The 23,485-nt window shown below is 27.6% G+C and carries 21 protein-coding genes and 1 pseudogene; 5 read left to right on the top strand and 17 right to left on the bottom strand.

From position 1 onward, the window contains the following. Positions 1-6: 6 nt before the first annotated feature. Genes rfbA through yidA form a run of 4 tightly spaced genes read right to left on the bottom strand, consistent with a single transcriptional unit; the run spans position 7 to position 3,330 of the window. Positions 7-891 (bottom strand): glucose-1-phosphate thymidylyltransferase RfbA, encoded by an 885-nt coding sequence (gene rfbA, locus Q1K13_RS05590; protein ID WP_300348360.1) that lies wholly within the window; start codon positions 889-891, stop codon positions 7-9. 26 nt (positions 892-917) lie between these two features. Beyond that, positions 918-1,832 (bottom strand): glycosyltransferase family 2 protein, encoded by a 915-nt coding sequence (locus Q1K13_RS05585; RefSeq protein ID WP_300348344.1) that lies wholly within the window; start codon positions 1,830-1,832, stop codon positions 918-920. Then, positions 1,833-2,495 (bottom strand): sugar transferase, encoded by a 663-nt coding sequence (locus Q1K13_RS05580; RefSeq protein ID WP_300348342.1) that lies wholly within the window; start codon positions 2,493-2,495, stop codon positions 1,833-1,835. Between the two features lie 34 nt (positions 2,496-2,529). Next, complete coding sequence (gene yidA / locus Q1K13_RS05575; protein WP_300348340.1) at positions 2,530-3,330, bottom strand: sugar-phosphatase; 801 nt, start codon at positions 3,328-3,330, stop codon at positions 2,530-2,532. A gap of 299 nt (positions 3,331-3,629) precedes the next feature. On the opposite strand from yidA, the gene Q1K13_RS05570 reads away from it, so the two are divergent. Further along, positions 3,630-4,235, top strand: coding sequence for an AAA family ATPase (locus Q1K13_RS05570; RefSeq protein ID WP_300348337.1), 606 nt, complete (start codon positions 3,630-3,632; stop codon positions 4,233-4,235). A 30-nt stretch (positions 4,236-4,265) separates the two neighbouring features. On the opposite strand, the gene galU is transcribed toward Q1K13_RS05570, so the two are convergent. Then, positions 4,266-5,153: a UTP--glucose-1-phosphate uridylyltransferase GalU gene (galU, locus tag Q1K13_RS05565; protein ID WP_300348335.1), complete on the bottom strand. Its 888-nt coding sequence runs from the start codon at positions 5,151-5,153 to the stop codon at positions 4,266-4,268. 311 nt (positions 5,154-5,464) lie between these two features. On the opposite strand from galU, the gene Q1K13_RS05560 reads away from it, so the two are divergent. Further along, the gene (locus Q1K13_RS05560) at positions 5,465-7,060 is read left to right on the top strand and encodes a peptide chain release factor 3 (protein WP_300348332.1); all 1,596 of its coding nucleotides are present in this window, start codon (positions 5,465-5,467) and stop codon (positions 7,058-7,060) included. Between the two features lie 122 nt (positions 7,061-7,182). Here Q1K13_RS05560 and Q1K13_RS05555 read toward each other — a convergent pair whose 3' ends face one another. The 3 genes from Q1K13_RS05555 to Q1K13_RS05545 form a co-directional block, all read right to left on the bottom strand. Beyond that, entirely contained in the window at positions 7,183-7,512 is a 330-nt protein-coding gene (locus Q1K13_RS05555; protein ID WP_300348329.1) for a hypothetical protein, read from the bottom strand. Positions 7,513-7,517: 5 nt separating this feature from the next. After that, positions 7,518-7,823 (bottom strand): hypothetical protein, encoded by a 306-nt coding sequence (locus Q1K13_RS05550; protein WP_300348327.1) that lies wholly within the window; start codon positions 7,821-7,823, stop codon positions 7,518-7,520. A 371-nt stretch (positions 7,824-8,194) separates the two neighbouring features. Continuing rightward, positions 8,195-9,034: a Cof-type HAD-IIB family hydrolase gene (locus tag Q1K13_RS05545; RefSeq protein WP_300348326.1), complete on the bottom strand. Its 840-nt coding sequence runs from the start codon at positions 9,032-9,034 to the stop codon at positions 8,195-8,197. Positions 9,035-9,402: 368 nt separating this feature from the next. On the opposite strand from Q1K13_RS05545, the gene Q1K13_RS05540 reads away from it, so the two are divergent. After that, positions 9,403-9,597, top strand: a complete 195-nt coding sequence (locus Q1K13_RS05540) for a hypothetical protein (protein WP_300348325.1) — start codon at positions 9,403-9,405, stop codon at positions 9,595-9,597. A gap of 178 nt (positions 9,598-9,775) precedes the next feature. Here Q1K13_RS05540 and Q1K13_RS05535 read toward each other — a convergent pair whose 3' ends face one another. Beyond that, complete coding sequence (locus Q1K13_RS05535) at positions 9,776-11,071, bottom strand: M18 family aminopeptidase (protein ID WP_300348323.1); 1,296 nt, start codon at positions 11,069-11,071, stop codon at positions 9,776-9,778. 236 nt (positions 11,072-11,307) lie between these two features. Here Q1K13_RS05535 and Q1K13_RS05530 point away from each other — a divergent pair, with 236 nt between their 5' ends. Next, on the top strand, positions 11,308-12,489 hold the full coding sequence (locus Q1K13_RS05530; protein ID WP_300348321.1) for a cation diffusion facilitator family transporter: 1,182 nt from the start codon (positions 11,308-11,310) through the stop codon (positions 12,487-12,489). A 51-nt stretch (positions 12,490-12,540) separates the two neighbouring features. On the opposite strand, the gene Q1K13_RS05525 is transcribed toward Q1K13_RS05530, so the two are convergent. The 7 genes from Q1K13_RS05525 to sfsA form a co-directional block, all read right to left on the bottom strand. Continuing rightward, positions 12,541-14,352 carry an LTA synthase family protein gene (locus tag Q1K13_RS05525; protein ID WP_300348319.1) on the bottom strand — a complete coding sequence of 604 codons (1,812 nt, stop codon included), beginning with the start codon at positions 14,350-14,352 and terminating at the stop codon, positions 12,541-12,543. Between the two features lie 150 nt (positions 14,353-14,502). Continuing rightward, entirely contained in the window at positions 14,503-16,632 is a 2,130-nt protein-coding gene (locus tag Q1K13_RS05520) for a HelD family protein (RefSeq protein WP_300348317.1), read from the bottom strand. A 140-nt stretch (positions 16,633-16,772) separates the two neighbouring features. Beyond that, positions 16,773-18,914: an ATP-dependent zinc metalloprotease FtsH gene (ftsH, locus tag Q1K13_RS05515; protein WP_300348315.1), complete on the bottom strand. Its 2,142-nt coding sequence runs from the start codon at positions 18,912-18,914 to the stop codon at positions 16,773-16,775. Positions 18,915-18,939: 25 nt separating this feature from the next. Then, a complete protein-coding gene (lepB, locus tag Q1K13_RS05510; protein WP_300348312.1) occupies positions 18,940-19,470 on the bottom strand; it encodes a signal peptidase I in 531 nt (176 codons plus the stop codon). Between the two features lie 2 nt (positions 19,471-19,472). Beyond that, on the bottom strand, positions 19,473-19,691 hold the full coding sequence (locus tag Q1K13_RS05505) for a DUF3006 domain-containing protein (RefSeq protein ID WP_300348310.1): 219 nt from the start codon (positions 19,689-19,691) through the stop codon (positions 19,473-19,475). Positions 19,692-20,319: 628 nt separating this feature from the next. Beyond that, positions 20,320-20,859, bottom strand: a complete 540-nt coding sequence (locus Q1K13_RS05500; RefSeq protein ID WP_300348308.1) for an NAD(+) diphosphatase — start codon at positions 20,857-20,859, stop codon at positions 20,320-20,322. 346 nt (positions 20,860-21,205) lie between these two features. After that, on the bottom strand, positions 21,206-21,898 hold the full coding sequence (sfsA, locus tag Q1K13_RS05495) for a DNA/RNA nuclease SfsA (RefSeq protein WP_300348306.1): 693 nt from the start codon (positions 21,896-21,898) through the stop codon (positions 21,206-21,208). A 277-nt stretch (positions 21,899-22,175) separates the two neighbouring features. Here sfsA and Q1K13_RS05490 point away from each other — a divergent pair. Beyond that, positions 22,176-22,952: pseudogene (locus Q1K13_RS05490) on the top strand (IS30 family transposase); the annotation flags it as partial. Between the two features lie 252 nt (positions 22,953-23,204). On the opposite strand, the gene Q1K13_RS05485 reads toward Q1K13_RS05490, so the two are convergent. After that, positions 23,205-23,485 (bottom strand): LPXTG cell wall anchor domain-containing protein (locus Q1K13_RS05485; protein ID WP_300348304.1); only part of this gene is annotated, 281 nt, incomplete at its 5' end.

The raw sequence follows: 23,485 nt of genomic DNA, 5'->3' as shown, positions 1-23,485 counted from the left end.
AATCAATTATTGTCTTTTTCCTTCTAATTCTTCAACAATATCAACTAAATATTTACCATACCCAGTTTTCATTAAAGGTTTAGCAAGTTCTAAAACTTTTTCTGAAGAAATCCAACCTTTTCTATATGCTATTTCTTCTAAACAAGCTATGTATGTTCCCTGTGTATTTTGAACTGCCTCTACAAAGTTAGATGCTTGTAGCATTGAGCCATGTGTTCCTGTATCAAGCCATGCCATTCCTCTACCAAATAGATTTACTTTTAGTGTTCCTTCTTCCATGTAAATTCTATTTAAGTCTGTTATTTCTAACTCTCCTCTAGCTGATGGTTTTAATCCTTTTGCTTTTTCTACTACTGAATTATCATAGAAATATAATCCTGGTACTGCGTATTTTGATTTTGGATGTTCTGGCTTCTCTTCTAATGAAACAACCTTTCCATTCTCATCAAATTCAACAACCCCGAAAGCCTTTGGATCTTGAACATAATACCCAAATACCATTGCTCCATTTTCTAGCTCAGCTGCCTTCTTTAAATTGCTTGAAAAATTTTGTCCATAGAATATATTATCTCCTAAAATCATAGCAACATTATCGTCTCCTATGAACTCTTCTCCTATTATAAAGGCTTCTGCTAATCCATTTGGTGCTTCTTGCACTTTATATTCTATATTTAATCCTAAATCGCTTCCATCTTTAAATAACTCTTTAAAGTTAGGTAAATCTCTTTCTGTTGATATTATTAATATATCCTTTATTCCTGCTAACATTAATACTGACATTGGATAATATATCATTGGTTTATCATATATTGGAACCATTTGCTTTGACATTGCTTTTGTTACAGGATATAATCTTGTTCCACTTCCTCCTGCTAATATAATTCCTTTCATCTTCATTCTCACCTTCTACATCAAAATTAATCTTCGCTATAAACTTTCTTACTCATTGAAGAAGCCATAACAAAACTTTTTGGTAATTTCTCATACTTTTTCCCTAGAAAACTCCCTATAAATCTTGCACCGAAATTTGGAAGTATATTCAAAGTAACTTTAAAATTCTTATCTTCTAATGATCTCTTTAAGGCATGAACAGCCATATCCTTACCATTCTTATTACCTTTATAATTTAAGAACTGAGGATTCTTTTTAAAGAAAACCCCTGTATCAAAATATCTTTCATAAAGAGATTTTAAAGTAAATATGTGTGAATGATATATTTCTGAATCACCACAATATTTTATTCTATATCCTGCTTGTATAAGTTTCTCTGCAAAATACATATCCTCGTTTATTAAAAGTCTCTTTCCATCGTAACCATTTAGCTCTTTATACACACTAGCCTTTACTGCTGATGAAGCATCCGAATAAAAGAAAGTTAACAAACCATACTTATCAATATCATTTTTTGACACCACTCTTGATTCAGCAGGATAGTTTTTCTCTCTAATATACTTTTCTATAGTATTATTAGTACATAATTGTCTACTAAATGAAGCTTCACACTCTCCATTTAATATTGGAGCAACTAAATTTTTAAGCCATAAATTATTTTTCATCATTACATCCTGAGATATAAATACAATAATATCTCCAGTTGATTTAAAAGCCATCATTTCTCTAGTTTTTGAGTGTGAGAAATCTTTTGGTTCTATAAGAGTATACTCTAGATTCATTTCTTTCAAAATTTCTTCTGTTCTGTCCTTACATCTAGTTAAAACATATGAAATTTCAATATCAACACCATCTATTTTCTCTTGCTCTAACAACTTTTTATGTAAATCCACTATATAATTTTCAGCATTATATAGTGGACAAATTATAGATACCTTCATCTAAACTGCTCCTTCTTTCTTTATAACTGATATAGCAGTTTTAAATATTATTTTAATATCTAGCCATAAAGATCTGTTATCAATATAGTACATGTCCATTTGTACTCTTTCTTCATAAGTCGTGTCACTTCTTCCATTGGCTTGCCAATACCCTGTTAATCCAGGTGTAACACTAAACAACTTATCTGCATACTCACCATATTTTTCAACTTCTCTATCAACTATTGGTCTTGGTCCAACAATACTCATATCCCCTTTAATAATATTTATTAACTGAGGAAGTTCATCTAAACTTGTCTTTCTTAAGAAAGCACCACACTTAGTTATTCTTGGGTCATCATCTAATTTAAAGTTCTTCTCAAACTCAGCCTTTTGTTCAGGTGTAAAGTTTTCAAAAACCTCTTTAGCATTAGAAACCATACTTCTAAATTTATAAACCTCTATATATTTTCTATCTTTTCCTATTCTCTTATGTCCAAAGAAAGCAGGTCCTTTAGAATCTAACTTTACCCAAACATACAAAATCAAAAATAATGGTGAAAATATAAGCAAAGCTATTGTTGATAAAACTATATCAAATGTTCTCTTTACTAAATTATATAAAAAATAATTTTTTTTATTGCCACACTCTGATTTTACTTGGATATCATTTATATTCTGCATAAAATCCTCCTTAATGTTTAACATCATATTCTAATTATAAAATAAATTTTTCAAAAACCCAAGCTACGCCATTTTCTTCATTACTCTTAGTAATAAAATTAGCTTTCTTTTTCACTTCATCAAAAGCATTTTCCATAGCAACACCAAGACCTGCATACTCTATCATATGTATATCATTTCCTGCATCGCCAATAGCAATCACTTCTTCTCTTTTTATTCCTAAACTTTCAGCAAGTGATTTAACACCTTCTCCTTTATTACAAGTTTTGCTTAAAAACTCTAAGAAGTATGGTGCACTTCTTACTACAGTATATTTTTCATAAACTTCTTTAGGTAACTTCTTTATACCTTCTTCTAAAACTTCAGGTTTATCTATCATCATTATCTTTATGATTTCTTCTTCAGGATCAACATCGTCATAGCTAGTTTCATAAACATTTATTCCATTTATTTTCCCTTCTAGCTCTGTATATTCATTCATAACTGGAGTTATACATCCATCCTTTGAAAAGGCATGTATATTTAGTCCTACATTCTTGCTTATTTCATATAATTCTAATAAGTCTGTTCCTTTTAATGTGTCTCTACATATAACTTTATCCTGACCAATCTCTTTTATAATAGCTCCGTTAAAAGTTAAAACATACTCATTATCATGCCATAAATCTAATTCTTCTAAATATCTCTTAACTCCGTCTACAGGTCTTCCAGTTGCTAAAACAACTTTAACACCTTTCTTTCTAGCTTCTTTTATTACTTCTTTAGTTTCTTTAGATAGTGATTTATCATTTCTTAATAGTGTCCCATCCATATCTATAGCAACTAATTTATACATTTTCTTCACCTCTTAACTTATTTGCTTGTAAGCCATTTATCAAATTACTTAACAATTATAACAAATTACCTTTTTTATTTCATCATTTTTTCGCATATTTATTTAAGATTATATCATATTGCCATTTTTTTTTAAATTATCTTAAGTTAATTGTAATAATTTATTTTATAAATAGATAAAATTTCTTGTTAATTGAAAGATTGAAATAATCTCTTATAATTGATATAATGAAATTTGTCTTTTTATGAAATAATTAAGAATTTTTATCAAAATAATATATACTTTTTTAGGGGGTTAATATGCCAGTTAGAATTGCAATTCTTGGTGGACCAAGATGTGGAAAAACTACTTTAATACAACAACTTTATGTAGAGTTTAAAATAAGAGGGTTAAATGTTGGCGCTGCAACTGAATACAGTACTGAATACCTAAAAGAAAAAGGCATGATAGAAACAATATCTGAACAATATGGAATATACTTAGGACAACTTCGTTTAGAAGAATCATTAAAAGAATTTGATTACGCTTTAACTGATTATGCCACTTTTGTTCCTTATATATATGGAAGATTTATGTTAGGAGATAAAAAAAGAACTGAAAAAGAAATTGAAATTTTAAAAGATCTTTATCACTTAGCTCTTAAAGATCTTCCAAAATATGATTATATATTCTTTGTTCCAAGAGAATTTGGATATTCTAAGGATGGTGTTAGATGGCAAGATGAGTCAACAGCCTCAGCTGTTGATAATACAATAAAACAATTTTTAGATAGTGAAAATGTTAAATACACTCTAATAGAAGGCTCAACAAAAGATAGAGCTAAACAAATACTTTCTATAGTTGGATTAGATAACAAAGAAACTGTTCCAACAATGAAAGAATTAAAAAAGAAAAATTCTAAATAATAATAACCACCCATAAAAGGGTGGTTATTATTATTTATTATACTTTAAAAAATCTATTCCCTTTAAATAATCAACAAATCTATCTTTAAGATCATCTCTTCTTAAAGCAAATTCAACTGTTGCTTGTAAGAATCCAAGTTTATCTCCAACATCATATCTTCTTCCTTCAAAATCATAAGCATACATTGCCTCTTGACTCATAAGTTCTAATAATGCATCAGTTAATTGTATCTCTCCGCCTTTTCCTGGCTTAGTATTTTCTAATATTTCAAAAATTCTTGGAGTAACAATATATCTTCCTAAAATGGCAACGTTTGATGGTGCCTCTTTAACTGATGGTTTTTCAACTAATCCTTTAACCTTATAAACTCTACCTTCAATATGTTTTCCATTTACAATTCCATATTTACAAACGTCCTTTTTAGGAACAGTCTGCACACCTAATACACTTGTTCTATATTCATTGTAACAATCTATAAGTTGCTTTAAACAAGGTTTTTCTTCATTGTAAACTACATCATCTCCAAGTAAAATTGCAAAAGGTTCATTCCCAACAAAAGTTTTTGCACAATTTATAGCATGCCCAAGTCCTCTTGGTTCTTTTTGTCTTATATAATGAATATCAACCATTCCTGATATATCTCTAACTAAATCCAAAAGTTCATCTTTCCCTGATTTCTCAAGCTCTAATTCTAATTCTATACTTCTATCAAAATGATCCTCTAAACATTTCTTACTTCTACCTGTAATTATAAGTATTTCTTCTATTCCTGAAGCTATAGCCTCTTCAATTATGTACTGTATTGTAGGTTTATCTACTATAGGAAGCATTTCCTTAGGTTGAGCTTTTGTTGCAGGTAAAAATCTAGTACCAAGACCTGCTGCTGGTATTATAGCTTTTCTTATCTTATTATTCATAAATCCCCTCTAAAATTATAGCAATTATAAATAATTCACCTATAATCACATTTATTCTTGTTATTTAATTAATGGTGATTTAATTTTACCTAAATTAAAGTAAATTTACAATACTGATATACTTTCCAAGAATTTTAATATTCCATGTTTTATAATAAATACATATCTCCTATTAAATTAATCAAAAGTTATGTTATAATAATCTAGTCTATTTAAGAGTAAATAAATTATTTTCTAAGCTTTCATATGTTATATGTAATGAAAGAAATAGTTAATATTTGATTATACAAAAAATCAAGGAGGAAATTAGATTGAGCGATTTAATTAAAGAAATAGAAAAAAGAAGAACCTTTGCCATCATATCTCACCCAGATGCTGGTAAAACTACTCTTACTGAGAAATTCTTACTTTATGGAGGAGCTATTAGAATGGCTGGTTCTGTTAAAGCAAGAAAAGCTGCAACACACGCAGTTTCTGACTGGATGGAAATAGAAAAACAAAGAGGTATTTCTGTTACATCATCTGTTATGCAATTTAATTATGGTGGATACTGCATAAATATACTAGATACTCCTGGTCACCAAGATTTCTCAGAGGATACATATAGAACATTGATGGCTGCCGATTCAGCAGTTATGGTAATAGATGGGGCAAAAGGGGTAGAGGATCAAACAAGAAAATTATTCCAAGTTGCTTCATTAAGAGAAATTCCAATATTCACATTCGTAAATAAAATGGATAGAGAAACTAGAGATCCATTTCAACTTTTAGAAGATATAGAAAGTGAATTAGGAATTAAATCATATCCAATGAACTGGCCAATAGGTTGTGGAAATAACTTCAAAGGGGTTTATGATAGAGCTACAAACACAATCCATTTATTTGATGGTGGAAATCACGGACAAAGTGAAGTTTCAACTATAACTGGTGAATTAGACGATCCTAAATTCAAAGAACTTTTAGGTGAGGACTTACATTCAAAACTAATGGAAGATGTTGAACTTTTAGATATAGCCGGTGATGAATTTGATCTAGAAAAAGTTAGAAAAGGAGAATTAACTCCTGTATTCTTTGGATCAGCTCTTACAAACTTTGGAGTTGAACCATTTTTAAATGACTTCTTAAAATTAACTACTTCTCCACTTGCAAGAAACTCATCAATAGGAGAAATAGATCCTATGACTGAGCCATTCTCAGCCTTCGTATTTAAAATACAAGCTAATATGAATAAAGCACACAGAGATAGACTTGCTTTCATGAGAATATGTTCAGGTAAGTTTGAAAAAGGAAAAGATGTATTCCACGTTCAAGGTGGTAAAAAAGTTAAACTTGCTCAACCTCAACAATTCTTAGCTCAAGATAGAGAGGTTGTTGAAGAAGCATATGCTGGAGATATAATAGGAGTATTTGATCCTGGAATATTCTCAATAGGTGATACTTTATGTATGAATTCAAAGAAATTCAAATTTGAAGGAATCCCAACATTTGCTCCTGAACACTTTGCTAGAGTTAAACCAATAGACACTATGAAGAGAAAACAATTCATAAAAGGTGTTACTCAAATTGCACAAGAAGGGGCTATACAGGTATTCAAAGAATTACACATAGGTATGGAAGAAATCATAGTTGGTGTTGTTGGTGTCCTTCAGTTTGAGGTTTTAGAATATAGACTTAAAAATGAATACAATGTTGATATAAAAATGGAAAGACTACCATTTAGATATGTTAGATGGATTGAAAATGATAATATAGATGTAGATTCATTAAATCTTACTTCAGATACTAAAAAGGTTAAAGATTTTAAAGACAGAAACCTTCTTATATTCCAAAATGATTGGGGAATTTCATGGGCTATAGATCATAATCCTGGAATAATCTTATCAGGTGTTGGTAAGTCTAATGACTAAAAAGATTTGCTTTGTTTAAAATCAAAAGACTTTTAAAATAAAGTTTTATTTTAAGAGAGTGTTGATTTAAAAAAGAGCCTAAATAAAAAATAAAGCAGCGTAATTTTACGCTGCTTTATTTTTTATTTAGGCTCTTTATCACTATCTTCATATAGTCCTTTTATATTAGAAACGCCTTTTACAGCTTTTAACTCCTCTTCTCTAAGTTTTACCTGTTTTTTTAAATTTTCATGTTCCTTTGTAATAATATCGAATTGCTCTTCTGCAATTTGCACTTCATCATAATTCCCTAATTCAACTAACTTTTCATTTAAAACTTTAGTTTTTTCTTTTAATACGTTACATTTTTTAGAATAATCAGCAACTGAAAAACTTGATATAACTGCTAAAAATATTCCTAATATTATCGCTATTTTATAATTTTTTATAAAACCTATAATTTTGCCTTTCATGATTACTACTCCTGACTGATTATTTCTTTATCTAGTATATTTAATTTCTTAATAAGTTTTTTATTTTCTTCTAGTATTTTTTTCTTTGCTTCATCTATATACCATTTTTTATTATTTATATCATTAACTACTTCTATATATTTTCCTTCAACTTCTCTATATTCTTTTTTTGAATTTAAATAATCTTCATTACTTTTTTTAATATCTGGTCTTAAAAATCTAAATCCAGTTGCAAATATTCCAAAAAATATAATAAATACTATAACTTGTTTAAAGATTTTCATCAAACCATTTTTTTGGCTTTTTTCCATAACCCATCCTCCTTAAAACATCTATTAAACATTTTATCATATTATATCAATATTTTATATACCAAGTTTATACTATTGATTTACTATTTATATAAAATAAATAGCAAAGTAACAGTCATATATCAAAATAACTTTTTATAAAACTTACAAATGCATATTACAAAACTAATATAGATGAGCTTTAAATTTTAAAATTGTTACGTAAAAAATATCACTAAAGATCAAACCTGCTTAAAGTGTGGCAAGTTTATAAACTTTAGTGATATTTTCCAAGTAATAATTGTAAATTATTAGCAAAACATAGTACTTATAGAAATATATTTATAAATTTTATTATTATATTTTTATATAGCCTCTTTACTAAATACGCATTAGATTAAAACAAACTTTTCTATAGCCTTAGCTACTCCATCATTTTCATTTGTGTCAGTTATATAGTCAGCTTTCTCCTTTAGGAAATCTTCTGCATTACCCATTGCTACTCCAAGGCCTGCAAATTCTATCATGCTTAAGTCATTTTCACTATCACCTAAACACATAACCTCTTCTCTTTTTATATGAAGAATATCAGCTAAAACTTTAACCCCATTACCTTTTGAAGTTCCTTTATTCATAACTTCAAAATTATTTATGTAAGAACTGACAACTTCTAAATCATCATATTTTTTAAGCTCTTCCTTTGCTTTAAACAAATTATCTAAATTATCTTTGTTATTCTCTATACATATAGCTTTTAATATCTGTCCTTTATATTTTTCAAAAGACTCTTTAAAATCTACACCTTCTGAAAAAAGAACTTGTTCATTAGAATTTCCCACCATTTTATTCATAACTTTATATCCATGTTCTTCTGGAACTATTTTTTCAGATATAACTGTATCTGCCGTATTAAAATATGCAATGTCAATATTATATTTTTTTATAATCTTATATACTCTTTCTATTTGTTCATCACTTAAAACAGATTCATATATTACTCTATCTTCATCCTTTTCCCTTATAAAAGCTCCATTACAAGAAATTATTGGTGTTTTAACTCCTAGAAGTCCAGCATAAAATTTTGCTGATGTAAATAATCTTCCTGTTGTGACAGCTACTTTAACACCCTTCTCTGTAGCTTTTAAAATAGCCTCTTTATTTCTATCACTTACCTCATGCTTATTATTTAATAAGGTTCCATCCATATCTATACATATTAATTTATATTCCATGTTCTTATATTTCTCCCTTCAATACACTTAAATTAACTCTAAATCTATTCTAAGCTATTATTAGTTAAGTAACTTACTTATAACCTAAAATTCTTCTTATATCTTATCCTAAAATATAGTATTACATTTTTCAACTTTATTAATCATCATAAGATCAATATTCCTTCTATAAATCCTAATAATAATCTATTTAACAAGCATCTACATAAAAACTTTATAATTCATTATATTTCATCATGAATACTTTCATTTTCACCTCGGTTTAAATAAAACTTTATAATTCATACTGTGGTATAAATTTCTAAGATTTATACAAAATCTTTTGGGAAAAATAAAATTGTAACCCAACAATGAAAGGAGTTTTTAAAATGAATAAAGAAAAAGACGTAAAAATTTATCCACCTAAAGATAGAACATTTTATTGTCCTAAACCAGAAGACTTAATTTCATGTTCTGGTGATGTTTGCACTAAATTACCAGATCCTACAAAAGATAAAATAGTTTGTAATAATATATCTTACAATGAATTTGACTACACAGAAAACCCTCTAGATGATGAATAAAAGACATATAATCAATATCAACTTTTATTATTTTAATCATTAAAAACTTTTATAAACCCAATTTAAATTTAAGATAAAAAGAGAGTATCAAAATTATTTTTTATAAATAAATTCGATACTCTCTTTTTTATATTTAATTCAAATTATATTAACTTAATATATTGAAAAAATTAATAGCTTATATATTAAAGAACTCAGTAAATGATTTTATACAATCAACATGGTCTTTTACAGCACCTAATTCTCTAATTGAGTGCATTGCTAAAATAGGAGTTCCCATATCAACAGATCTTATTGGTAAATGAGTTGAAGATATTGGTCCTATTGTTGAACCACCTCTCATATCTGATCTATTAACAAACTTTTGAACATTTACTCCAACTTTTCTACATACCATTTCATAAACAGCTGATGAATCACTATCACTTGTATAACTTTGTGAAGCAGCTATTTTTATAACTGGTCCTTTTCCTAAAACAGGTCTTACTATTGGATCATGCTTTTCTCCTAAGTTTGGATGTACAGCATGAGCAAGATCTGCTGAAATCATAAATGACTCTGATAATGCTCTTAAGAAATCTTCTCTATCTTTTCCTAAGGCAAGAACTATTCTCTCTAATATAGTTTTTAAGAAATCAGAATCTCCTCCTTGCTTAGTTGAGCTTCCAACCTCTTCATTATCAAAACATACCATCACATTAGTAGCTTCTGAAACCTTTGAATCTATTAATGCTTTTATTCCTGCATGAACCATTGAAAGGTCGTCTAATCTACCTGAAGAAATAAATTCCTCATTTAATCCCATTAAACATCCTTTTTCATACTCATATGGATATAATTCAAAATCTAATATTTCTTCTTTGCTACAACATAATTCCTCTGATATAGCGTTCATTAGATAATTTCCTTTTTCTAAAGTTTCATTAACTAAGCTTAATAAAGGTAATGTATCTTTTTGTCTATTTATCTTATAACCATCATTAACTTCTCTATTCATATGAATAGCTAAATTAGGTATTATAAGTATTGGTTTATTTATATTAACTGTTTTATTAACTGGTTTTAATGGATTTTCACTTATTAGAGTTACTCTTCCTGCTAATCCTAAAGGTCTATCAAACCAAGTGTTTAATATTGGTCCTCCATAAACTTCAGTATTTAATTTAACATAAGTATTTTCAACCATCATCTCTGGGTTTGGTTTTATTCTAAATCCAGGTGAATCAGTGTGTGCTCCTATTAATTTAAATCCACAATCACCAACTTCTCCTTTACCAACTACAAAAGCTATTAAAGCAGAATCATTTTTAGTAACATAGTACTTACCTTCTATTTCTAAGTCCCATCTTTCAGATTCCTTTAATTCTTTAAAACCTTCAAATTCTAAAATATTTTTAACATTCTTTACAGCATGAAAAGCTGTTGGACTTTCATATAAAAAATTGATTAAATCATTTGCTATAACTTTTTCCATACAAATTTCACCTTTCTTTATGTTTTGTGTTATATACACAAAATATAATTAAATACTTTTATTTATACTTTACCACAAAATTCATAATTAAGAAAATATTAAACTTAATTGAATTCCTATTTTATAAAAAAATCTCCAAACATCTTATACTTTTATGTTATAACACAATATTTTTCATCATAAGATATTGTGTTATAATGAATAGGTTAATATAAGTTATGGAGAGATGATATTTTATGATTTCAAATTTTATAATAAAAAAATTCATTAAAAATTATAATGATACAGAAAATGAAGATGTTAGAAGTTCTTATGGATATTTGGCAAGCATAGTTGGAATTATTGTAAATATACTACTATTTTTAATCAAATTTTCCGTAGGTCTTATAGCATCAAGTATAGCAATAACAGCAGATGCTTTTAATAATCTTTCTGATGCTGGTTCTTCTGTAATAACAATGATAGGTTTTAAATTATCAAAAATGCCAGCTGACAAAGAACATCCTTTTGGCCATGGAAGAATTGAATATATTTCAGCCCTAATAGTTGCTTCCATGGTAATGATTGTAGGTTTTCAATTTACCAAATCATCAATAGAAAGAATATTAAATCCATCTCCTGTAAACTTTGAATTTATTCCATTTATTTTACTTGTAATCTCAATATTTTTTAAGTTTTGGCTAAGCAGATTTAATAAAATCACTGGAAATAAAATAAATTCATCAGCATTAAAAGCCACTTCTGTTGATGCCTTAGGCGATGTATTTACTTCAACCTGTGTTGCTGTTTCATTTTTAGCTGCTAAATTTACCACATTACCTATTGATGGATATATAGGTGTAATAGTTTCATTAGCAATATTATATGCTGGATTTACTTTAGTAAAAGAAACAATAAATCCACTTTTAGGGGAAGCTCCTGACCCAGAACTTGCAAAAAATATAAGAAATATGGTTTTATCCTACGATAATATTATAGGAGTTCATGATCTTATAATTCATAATTATGGTGTTGGAAAGTGTATGGCTTCAATCCATGCTGAAATCCCATCAGATATAAATGTTATGAAAATACACGATGTAATAGATATGGCTGAGAGAGAAATATCTAAAAAACTTAAAATATACTTAGTTATTCATATGGATCCTATTTGTCTAGAAGATGAAGAAATCAAAAAAACAAAGAAAGAAATTGATAAGATAATAAAATACAATCCTTTGATAGAATCAATGCATGATTTTAGAATAGTTGGCCATGGAGAAAAGAAAAATCTTATATTTGATGTGGTTGTTAACACAGAAAAATTAAGAAAAGTAATGACAGAATCTGAACTTAAAGAAAATATAATTGAGGCTGTTAAAGAAACACATCCTCAATATAATTGCATAATAACTATAGATAAAGATTTTACTATATAATAAAAACACCAGTTGAAACCCAAAATTTAGTTTCAACTGGTGTTTTTTTAATTAATTATTATTTTTAAAGTAATTTCCTTGTATAACCATATCAGCTATATTAAATGATTTTTCTAAATGAGCTTTTTCTTTTGGTGTTGGATTTCCAACTATTGTTCCATCATTTAAAAGAACTGCATTTCTATTAGTATTAACTAACACTCTTCCCATTGAAGTATTATCAAAAGAATCCCTATTAAATCCTAAAAGATATAAAATTGTTGGTAAGAAGTCAGTTTGACCCCCTTCTTTTGAAATAGTTTCCCCTTTTATACTTGGATTGTATATTAAGAAAGGTATTTCTTTATGATCATCTTTCCACCAATCACCTTTTAAAGGAGCATCTTTAATCATATCTGGGTAAAATTTATGAACTCCACAATGATCTCCATAAAGCATAATCACAGTATTATCAAGAAGTCCCTCTTTTTTTAATTGATTTATAAACTCTCCAATTGCTTGATCTGTATATCTAACACTTTGGAAATACTTACCTAGCATATTTTCATTTAAATCCTCAGGTAATTTTAAAAACTGTTTATCCTTTGGCATATCAAAAGGACCATGACTAGTTAAAGTAACTAAGAATGTATAGAAAGGCTGCTTTTCATTTTTAAGTTTTTCTCCAACCTGTCTTAAATAAGATTCATCAGACATTCCAAGTCCAATAATTTCACTTTGATCATATTGTGAAGCATCCCATATTTTATCAGCATTAAATGATTTATGAGCCTCAGCCCAATTCCAGTTACCAGGCACTTCTGGATGTGTTGAAATTGTAGTATATCCTTTTGTTTCTAATAATTTTTGAAGTGTATTATATTTTGTCCAAGGATATCCAAAAAATGTAGTTCCCTCTCTAACTGGTAATATTGAAGTATTAACCATTAAGTCGCAATCTGAACTTGTTCCTGAATTATTTTGTTCCTTTATATTATCAAAATACAAACTATTTTTAAGAAGCCTATTTATATTAGGAGTAATCTCCTGACCATATACTTTTTGTCCTATGACAAAGTTTTCAAGAGATTCAACTTGTAATGCTATAAGGTTCTTACCTTTTAACATTCCTTTAAACTTATTATCAGGTAGATTCTCTTTATTTTCATCAAACCAATCTTTTATTTCTTTTTTCTGAGCATCACTTAATTTTTTCTCTCTATTTGTATAATAATAAATATCATAACCATGATATCCTAAAGGACTCATATCACTAAAAGTTTGAAAAGGAGCCCAAGATATTCTAAATAATACTTTATCTGATTTTTTAGCAATGTCCATGTAATAATGTGTAGAGCCTACTATTATTGCACTTATTCCAAAAACACTTATAAAAGCTATTAATCTAGTTTTTAAACTACTCTTATATTTAATATTCTTCAAGTTTCCAAACTTATAAACTAAAAATAGTATTATAAAATCAACTACGAATAATAAATCAACTGGATCAAAATTAAACAAACTTTTTCCTATCGGATTAAATATTGCAGGTTCAATTATATGTCTTATTGATAAGAAAGTTCCATTGGCTCTGTAATACCAAATATCTGCTATAAATAATATAGTAACAAATAAATCTATTACTATGGCTGACCAAAGTCTTCCCTTTCCTTTAAACAGATAAACAAAACTTGCAATTAAAGTAATTATAGCAATATGTGCCCATATTGGAGGTGGAGTAAAATACATTAATCCAATATTAATGCTACATGAACCTTTAGTTCTAAGCATTGAAAGAAGCATCATTGATTTTAATTGTAAAACAACAACTAAAAACATAAATACCCAGTTGCATTTTAAAAATCCCTTTAATTTTTTCTTCATAAAAATTCCTCGCTATTCTTTTTATGTAATCTATACTCTAATAATTATAGCATCTCAATTAATTTTTTCATTAAAAAATAATTAAGATTTTATTTATAAAGATAAAAAGTGATTAAGCTTAATTAAACTTAATCACTTTTTAAACATGAATTATTTTATTTTTATTTCTTTTAATCTATGAAGTGCTCTTGTGCTCATTATATACTTAATTAAATCTTCATTATTTCTATCTTCTTTGTGATTTGATTCATCATCAATTATTATAACTCCATCAAACTCTAATCCTTTAGCAAAATATGAAGGTATTATAACATTTCCACCTTTATATAAAACATCCTCATTATCAAATTTAACCAAATGAACCTTATTACTTATTAATCCATAAACCTTATCTAAAATTTCTTTATCTCTAGTAATTAAAGCTATGCTTTCTAACCCTTCATTTGTAAATTCTTTTAAGGAATCAGTTATAATTTCTACAAACTCATCCTTACTAGATGTTTCTATTTCTTCAACCTCTTCACCATGTCTAACAAGTGGAACTATTCTCTTCTCATCTAAATATTTATTAGCATATTCCATTATTTCATAAGTACTTCTGTAACTTTTATTTAAGTTATAAATCTTTGGAGTTATATCATCAAATACCTTTTCAAGTTCCATCATAGGTGCTTCATCTAAGAATTTAACAAGTCTTTGATTAACATCACCAACAACAGTAAAATATCTAGTTCCAGTTAACTCTTTTACAACCTTAAATTGAAGTGGTGAATAATCTTGAGCCTCATCTATTACTACATGTCTATATTCTCTAGAAGCTTTCTTTCCTTCTAATTTTATAGCTAAGTAAAGAATTGGAGCTAAATCATTTATAGTGTACTCTTTTGACTCTCCATTAAATCTATCATATATATCTAAGATACTCTCTCTAGAAATCCAACTATCAAGTTCCTTTCTAGCCTCAATAACTTCCTTAACTATTTCTCTGATTCTTATTTTTCTTCTAAATTCAATATTATTTTCTTCAACTAAAAGTTCATCTTGACTTAACATTTCTTTTTCTTTTCTAATTTCTTCATTAAGCTCCCAAACTTTTTCATCCCTCTTATCTTTTATCTTAGATAATATTATTCTCTTAATCTTATCACTTCTTCTGAATAAAGGCATGTAAGCATAATGTTTAGTAAATAACTCTTCTATTTCCTCTTTTGAGATTACAACTTCCCCAAAATATCTTACATCCTTAATATCAAAGTAAGTATTATCCATGTCACTTACTAATTTATCTAATCCATTTATTATGTCATAAGAATTTTTATAAATAGCATCCTTTATGAAAACTTCATCATTTGAAAGTATTTTCTCCAAATACTTATCAAAAGGCATTATATAAATCTCTTCATCAATTTCCTTCAAAGCAAAACTAGCAAAAGTTTCTTGATTTACACCAACCTCCCCTAAACTAGGCAATACTTGAGAAATATACTCCATAAATATTCCATTAGGTCCTAAAATCAATACTTTATCTTCTAACTCTTTTCTATAGTTATATAATAAATATGCAACTCTATGAAGGGCTATTGTTGTTTTACCACTACCTGCAACCCCATTTACAACTATATTAGATGTTCTAGGTTTTCTTATTATTTCATCCTGTTCCTGCTGAAGAGTCATTATTACATCTTTAAGTTTATCTGAACTATTATTACTTAAAACCATTTGTAAAATTTCATCTTTAACATCTATTGCAGAATCAAATACTCCTTTTAATTCTCCCTTTTTAACAATTATCTGCCTTCTTCCCTCTATATCACATTTTATCTCTCCATCTGGTGAATTATAAGAAGCCTCACCTAAACTTCCATGATAAAATAATGATGAAACGGGTGCTCTCCAATCAACAACCTCAGGTTCATAACTTCCTTCTGGAGTAAGTCCAAATCTTCCAACATACAATGTATCTTTTTGATCAAGCTCTAAATCATTAAATGTAACCCTACCAAAATAAGGAGAGTCCTTTAATATTGTAAGTTCCTTTAATCTTCTATCTATAGTTGTGAAAGCTTGCTCCTTAACATATCTTTCATGGTCAAAGTATTCTATTAACTTATCCTCATCATCTTTATATTCTTCAACTGCATTTTTTCTATAATCTAATATGTATTGTGTTACAAATTTTCTTTTATTTATATATGAAAGCATTTCTTCATTTATTATATTAGAAACATCCTCTAACTTTTTCTCTTCAACTAAAAATTCTATATCTTTTTCATTAGCCATTTAGAATCTTCCTTTCCTACTTTCTCTTCTACATTATATCCAATTATAACATTAACTTTTCTTCTAAACAAAACTTAATAAAAGATTTATTTAAAATTCAAAAAGTGCATGAAGTAATTTAAACTTCATGCACACTTTTATTATTCCTCATCAATTTTATTTAATGAATCATTTTTATCATCTTTATTAGAAGCAATATCATTAGGTTGATTTAAATTTTCAGCATTTAGCTTTTCAATCTTTGTATCATCAATATTCAAATCAATTCCAGCCTTTTCTGCTTCTTTCCTAGCTTCAAGCATAGCCTTTAATTCAGCTTTTTTCCTTTCCTCTTCTTCTAATCTTAAAGCTTCTTCTCTAGCTTTCTTTATAGCCTCTTCTTTTTCTTTTCTCTTAGCAAGAGCTTGCTCTCTTAAACTTTGAATTTCCTGTTTAGCTTTTTCATCAGCTTCTCTTTTTTCTGGATACTTTCCATAAACTATTTCCATGAATTCGTCACCCATGATAGTTTCTTTATCTAAAAGAACTCCTGTTATTTCATCTAATAATTCTCTATTTTCAATTAATATCTTAATTGATTTTTTATGAGCTTTTTTAATAACTTGTAATACCTCTTCATCAGCAATAGAAGCTGTAGTTTCTGAACAATTTCTAACTGGTCTTCCATCTAAATATCTATTACTCATAGCTTCTAAAGCCATCATATCAAATCTCTCACTCATACCATAAATAGTTATCATATTTCTAGCAGACTGAGTAGCTCTTTCAATATCATTTGAGGCTCCAGTTGTTATACTATTAAATACTACTTCTTCAGCAGCTCTACCTCCAAGCATAACTGATATTTGATCTATCATCTCTTCCTTAGATACTAAATACTTTTCTTCCTCAGGAAGTTGCATTGTATATCCTAAAGCCCCCATTGTTCTAGGAACTATTGTTATTTTATGAACTGGATCTGTGTTATTTAATAAAGCAGCAACCAATGCATGACCTACCTCATGATAAGCAACAATTTTCTTTTCTTTTGGTGAAAGTATTCTATCCTTTTTCTCTTGACCAGCTATGATTACCTCAACAGCCTCATCTAAATCTTCTTGAATAACTACTTTTCTACCATGTTTTACAGCCCTCAATGCTGCTTCATTAACGATATTAGCTAAATCAGCCCCAACTGCCCCAGGAGTAGATTTAGCTACTGCCTCTAATGAAACGTCCTCTGCTAACTTAACATCTCTTGAATGAACTTTTAATATTTCTTCTCTACCTATTAAATCAGGTCTATCAACAATAATTCTTCTATCAAATCTACCTGGTCTTAATAAAGCTTTATCTAAAACTTCTGGTCTATTTGTAGCTGCTAATATAACAACTCCTTTCGAAGAATCAAATCCATCCATCTCAGTTAATAATTGGTTAAGAGTTTGTTCTCTCTCATCATTTCCTTGGATGGCACCATCTCTACTCTTACCAATAGCATCAATCTCATCTATAAATACTATACATGGAGCTTTTTCTTCAGCTTGCTTAAATAAATCTCTTACTCTTGCAGCCCCCATACCAACAAACATCTCAACGAAGTCTGAACCTGACATTGAGAAGAATGGCACTTTAGCTTCCCCTGCAACAGCTTTGGCAAGTAATGTTTTACCTGTTCCTGGAGGACCTACTAATAAGGCTCCCTTTGGAAGTTTAGCCCCAATTTCAACATATTTACTTGTATCATGCAAGAAATCAACAATTTCAACTAAGGATTCCTTAGCTTCTTCTTGACCTGCAACATCTTTAAAAGTTATTCCTGTCTCACTCTCAGCATAAAGTTTAGCATTGTTTTTGCCAAATGACATAACTCCGCCACCCATTTTATTATTCATCTTAGAGAACATCATTTTTCCAAATAAGAATATTATTAATAGAGGGAATACCCAAGACATTAATAATCCTACGAATTGATAATTTTCTGGCTTAGCAACATTAAAATCAATTCCTTCAGATTTTAAATTTTCAATTAAATTTGGTTGTTGTAACCCTGCTATAGCTGGATTAGTTGTGTATAAGATTTTTCCTTTTAACTTACTATTGTCTGTCGGTGTTATCTCTATCTGATTACCTTTAAAGTTTACTGACTTAACTTCTTTTTTCTCTACCATTTGCATAAAAGTACTGTAATTTACTTTTTCATAAAGCATATCATCTTTAACCATATTAAAAGTCATAACAATACCAAAAGCTAAAACTCCATATATTAAAATATATCTAAGCATTTTTTTATCTTTAAACATATTTAATTCCTCCTTTTCTAAAAGTTTATTTTACAAACCCAATTCTATTAAATGGATAAACTGTTATTTGAGCTTTTGCTTCTATATCTTTTCCATCAATATAAGGATTTTGCCAATATCTAGCATCATCACTATTATCTCTGTTATCACCTAACATCAAAAACTTTCCTTGTGGTACATCAAAAGTCATATCTGATCTTCCACCTGGATATTTAACATAATCTTCTTTAAGTTTTTCTCCATTTACATAAACTGAACCATCACTTTTTATCTCAACATGATCACCAGGTAATCCAATTATACGCTTAAGAAGTTGTTCATGAAGTTCGTCAGATTTAAATACAATAATATCTCCTCGTTTTAAGTTTGAAGGATTGTATACTCTTGTAACAAATAACTGATCTCCTATTTCAACTGTTGGTCTCATGGAGCCAGTAGGAACTTTTATTTTAAACAATGCAAACTTATAAATTAGAAATGCTAAAACTAAAGCAGCAAATATTGGTAAAATCCAATCAAAGAAAAAGGAATTTTTCTTTGTCATATCTTTAATCATTATTACTCCCACATACCTTTCATTAAGTCTTCTATTTCTTTTCTTCTCTTTATTGTAAGTTCTTCATCTATAAAGAACTTCCCATCCTTACCTTTTACTAAAACATCCCCCTCTTTTACACTTCCTATTACTTCGTTATTTTTTAACTCTAAAACGCTTTGACTTTCATCTTCACATACAATAAAATTTTCTTCTATCCTATCAACTATTAATTCCTTCATTATATACTCCTTATTCTCAAATATTATATAGGACATATTAAAGGTTAAAATAATCAGTCCTTAACATTTTTAGAATTATATTTTTAAATTTAATTTAAAAGTATCAAGTATAAGTATATCACAAACTACCATAAGATTGTAAACTTTAATTCATACTTTTTCTATCATATTTTATAATAGTTTCATTATAATTTTATCAATTTATTGTGTCTTTTTCATGTCTATTTTAAAATTATCATATTTTTATTATATACTTTAATTTAAAATTCTAAATATGTTTAATTAAAAATTTTACCAAATTTAATTATTAAATATATAAAATACCTTGTAAAACTCTCTCTATATATACTTGAAATAACTTAAGCTTCTTTAAATCTCATCAAAATTTCTATCACAGATTAATTTCCTAAATAAAGCCATAACTATTTTATAAATTCCATCCAAAAAGTTAAATAAAACACATATAATTTAATAATACTTTTCTTTTATTAGTTGCTAATACTTATTTAGTAAACAAAAATAACTTTGAATAAAAGAAGTAATCTTATTATTTTATTAGTAGAAAAAAAGGATTAAGTGACAAAAATACACCTAATCCATATTTAGCACGAAAAAATTTCATTTACTTTTATATTTCACATTTATCACCTTCACATCTAAATGCTCTAGTTCCTTCATATCCTATTTCTTTTAAAACCTTTTTAACAACCCTTTTTCCAACTTTATCTTCATTTAACTCACATAAAGCATCCTCAATATTATACCAAGCAATTCCTTCAACCTCAGTTGATTTTTCAATTTCTCCTGATTCGTAATAAGCTAAATATGTTAACATAAGAAGTTCTTTTCCTTCTACAAAATCACTTCCTAAATATTTTATATCCTTAACATTAATTCCAGTCTCTTCTTTAACTTCTCTATAAACCGTTTCCTCTACTTCCTCATCTACTCCAACATACCCTGAAATAAGTACTTTTGAATCCTCATATATATAACTTTGTTTTAAGAGAATAATTTCATCCCCTCTAACAACAGCAACTACAACACAAGGTTTTGGTAAATCAAAAAACATCATATTATGTTTACTACAATATGGAACCATACCTTCATCCCAACTATCCTTAAGCTCTAGCTTTTCCCCACAAAGTGGACAATAATTAAATTTCATATAAATACCTCTCTAAATCATCTATATTTTACTAATCCATAAAACTAAGCATTTACCAACTAATAACAATGAACCGTAAAAAACAACTGCCTTTCTAATGTTTCTGTTTTAATAAACATCTTAAACCTTATTCTTATAAAATCTGAAAAACAAATTAACATAAATACTTGAAATTTTAATATATAAAATTTATTTACACTCAAAATATTTATAATTTATTTTTCTCTTAATATTAAGTTAATATAACAATTAATTTAAACTTAATATACTTTTCAATTAATTTTAAAAATAAAACCTATCTTAACAAAAAATAAATTATTAATTCATAATATTAATCCTGTTGATATTACAATATAATATCAACAGGATTAAGTAACTCTATTTCTTCCTCAGTTACCCTACAATTATAGGCAAAAATGTCAACTCCATTATTTTTAGCAGATCTTAATGCCTTTCCAAACTTAGGATCTGTTTCATCATTAGGATAAAACTTACTTACATTATCTAATTGTACTAAAAATAATATTCCTGCACCCATTCCAAGTTTCTTAACTTCTATTAACTCTAATATATGCTTTCTTCCTCTATCTGTAGGTGCATCTGGGAATCTAGTTTCCCCATTCTCTTCTAAAGTTACACCTTTAACTTCTAAATAATATGTATTTTCTTTTTCATCTTGAAGTTTAAAGTCAAATCTTGACTTTCCAAAAGTTTTTTCTCTCATTATATGTTTAAATTCTACTAACTTTTCTATTTTATTATTTATTAAAGCTTCCTCTACAACTTTATTAGGAACCTGTGAATCAATATTTATTAAAATACCCTCTTTGTAAGCTGCAATTAAATCATATGGTGTTTTTCTATTTGGAGTAGTACCTTTTCTTAAAAGAACTGTACTTCCCTCTATTAAAATCTCTCTACATCTACCAGTATTAGGTACATGTACTAATATTTCTTCTCCATCTAAAATAACATACGCTTGAAATCTATTAGGCCTTCTTACAAAAATTGCTTTTTTAATAATGCTACCGTATTTCATATACTATATCCTTCTTTTCTTAACTTGATTTATCAAATACAAAACTAAATTTTAAATTTTCTTCTCTACCTTATTTAATTCTACATAAAAATAATATCCTTAACAAGTTATCAGCTAATTAAATTTCTAAACCATATTTGTATAATGTTTTTTCTTTTTTATTTCTATAAAAATGCTTAATTGCAAAATGAAATTGAACTAAAAAAATTTATGTTGTATTAACCTGTGTTATGATTTAATCGCTAAACAAAATACAAAAACACGGAGGATAATCACCATGAACTATCAAAATCATAACACAGAATCAAGAAAAAAATAAACCCTTAAATATGAAAGAGCATATTATAGTTGAAATATATCTTAAAGATAGCTTTAATGCTTATAAAATAGCAAACTAAATATATTTATAAATGATGTTTAAAACAAAATATGCCGTGGCACTACTAAGCAAATTAAGCAAAATAAAGAATTTAAGATGTACTTTGCTGATACTTGGAGAAGATATTTATAAAAAGAATCACTAAAATCCAGTCGCAAATATAAACTATTAGAATTTAGTGATTTTGTCAAATATGTTATTGACAAAGTTAAGAATGGTCACTGGCATTTATATTCATGTGTTGATGAATCTCTGCTTTCAAATAAAATTAATCCTTCTCAAATGATTTCTACAAAAACGCTTTATGACTATGTAGACCTTGGCTTATTACCTAAAAAAAATATAGATTTACTCACTAAGCTTCATAAAAATACAAAATCTACTACAGTAAGACATAATAAGAAAAAGTTTGGTGCTAGAGTTTCATACCTTCCTAATTCTATTAAACCAGTTAAGAATTTGAACATTTGGAAATAGACTGTGTATTAGGTGAAAAATCTAATTTTGCTAATAATTATCCAGCGTAAAACTAGTTATGCTATTCCTTTCTATTAAGAACTAGCTGTTGCAAAGGCTCTTGATAAAATTAAAGATTTTTTTAGAAGTAATTTTAGTGAAATATTTAAGATTATAACTGCTGATAATGACTCTGAATTTGCTGGTTTATCAGAACTTTAACAAAAAACTGAAACTAAAACAAAAGTGTATTTCACTCACCCATATTCTTTATTTATTATTCCAAATTTTCCATCTAAGTATTCAAAAAAAATATATAACTTGATACAATAACGAAATATTTCAATCGAAATAAAAAAAGCCACACTCCAGTTGAATACCGAAGTGCAGCTTAGAAAATGTAGCTTTTTAGCTTTATCTACTTTATTGAATCCACATCAATATTTGATTAGTTTATTTTTTAAAACTTTATTATTTTTCTACAGATCTTTTTCTAAACCATACTAAAGATAATAAAATTAAAAATGCACCAGTTAAAAAAGTAATTATTAAAGTATTATCTCCTGTATTTGGAAGTTCAGTTTTATTTTTATTATTAATTACTTTATTTTTTTCAATTAATGCTTTATTTTTATCAGTTACTACTAATTTATTTCCTTTAGCAACAACTTTATCATCTTTTCCAAAGTCAGTAACTTTTACATTTCCACTATTGTCAACTGTAAATTTAATATCTGTAACCTTAAGATATC

Source organism: Clostridium sp., assembly GCF_029267215.1.
Taxonomy (GTDB): Bacteria; Bacillota; Clostridia; order Clostridiales; family Clostridiaceae; genus Sarcina.
The sequence above is the reverse complement of the archived record's forward strand: the minus strand, read 5'-3'. Positions and strand labels throughout refer to the sequence as shown.

Bases quoted from the DNA above. Each gene is read 5' to 3' on its own strand.
- rfbA (WP_300348360.1), bottom strand. From the start codon at position 891: ATGAAAGGAATTATATTAGCAGGAGGAAGTGGAACAAGATTATATCCT.
- Q1K13_RS05585 (WP_300348344.1), bottom strand. From the start codon at position 1,832: ATGAAGGTATCTATAATTTGTCCACTATATAATGCTGAAAATTATATA.
- Q1K13_RS05580 (WP_300348342.1), bottom strand. From the start codon at position 2,495: ATGCAGAATATAAATGATATCCAAGTAAAATCAGAGTGTGGCAATAAA.
- yidA (WP_300348340.1), bottom strand. From the start codon at position 3,330: ATGTATAAATTAGTTGCTATAGATATGGATGGGACACTATTAAGAAAT.
- Q1K13_RS05570 (WP_300348337.1), top strand. From the start codon at position 3,630: ATGCCAGTTAGAATTGCAATTCTTGGTGGACCAAGATGTGGAAAAACT.
- galU (WP_300348335.1), bottom strand. From the start codon at position 5,153: ATGAATAATAAGATAAGAAAAGCTATAATACCAGCAGCAGGTCTTGGT.
- Q1K13_RS05555 (WP_300348329.1), bottom strand. From the start codon at position 7,512: ATGAAAGGCAAAATTATAGGTTTTATAAAAAATTATAAAATAGCGATA.
- Q1K13_RS05550 (WP_300348327.1), bottom strand. From the start codon at position 7,823: ATGGAAAAAAGCCAAAAAAATGGTTTGATGAAAATCTTTAAACAAGTT.
- Q1K13_RS05545 (WP_300348326.1), bottom strand. From the start codon at position 9,034: ATGGAATATAAATTAATATGTATAGATATGGATGGAACCTTATTAAAT.
- Q1K13_RS05540 (WP_300348325.1), top strand. From the start codon at position 9,403: ATGAATAAAGAAAAAGACGTAAAAATTTATCCACCTAAAGATAGAACA.
- Q1K13_RS05535 (WP_300348323.1), bottom strand. From the start codon at position 11,071: ATGGAAAAAGTTATAGCAAATGATTTAATCAATTTTTTATATGAAAGT.
- Q1K13_RS05530 (WP_300348321.1), top strand. From the start codon at position 11,308: ATGATTTCAAATTTTATAATAAAAAAATTCATTAAAAATTATAATGAT.
- Q1K13_RS05525 (WP_300348319.1), bottom strand. From the start codon at position 14,352: ATGAAGAAAAAATTAAAGGGATTTTTAAAATGCAACTGGGTATTTATG.
- Q1K13_RS05520 (WP_300348317.1), bottom strand. From the start codon at position 16,632: ATGGCTAATGAAAAAGATATAGAATTTTTAGTTGAAGAGAAAAAGTTA.
- ftsH (WP_300348315.1), bottom strand. From the start codon at position 18,914: ATGTTTAAAGATAAAAAAATGCTTAGATATATTTTAATATATGGAGTT.
- lepB (WP_300348312.1), bottom strand. From the start codon at position 19,470: ATGATTAAAGATATGACAAAGAAAAATTCCTTTTTCTTTGATTGGATT.
- Q1K13_RS05505 (WP_300348310.1), bottom strand. From the start codon at position 19,691: ATGAAGGAATTAATAGTTGATAGGATAGAAGAAAATTTTATTGTATGT.
- Q1K13_RS05500 (WP_300348308.1), bottom strand. From the start codon at position 20,859: ATGAAATTTAATTATTGTCCACTTTGTGGGGAAAAGCTAGAGCTTAAG.
- sfsA (WP_300348306.1), bottom strand. From the start codon at position 21,898: ATGAAATACGGTAGCATTATTAAAAAAGCAATTTTTGTAAGAAGGCCT.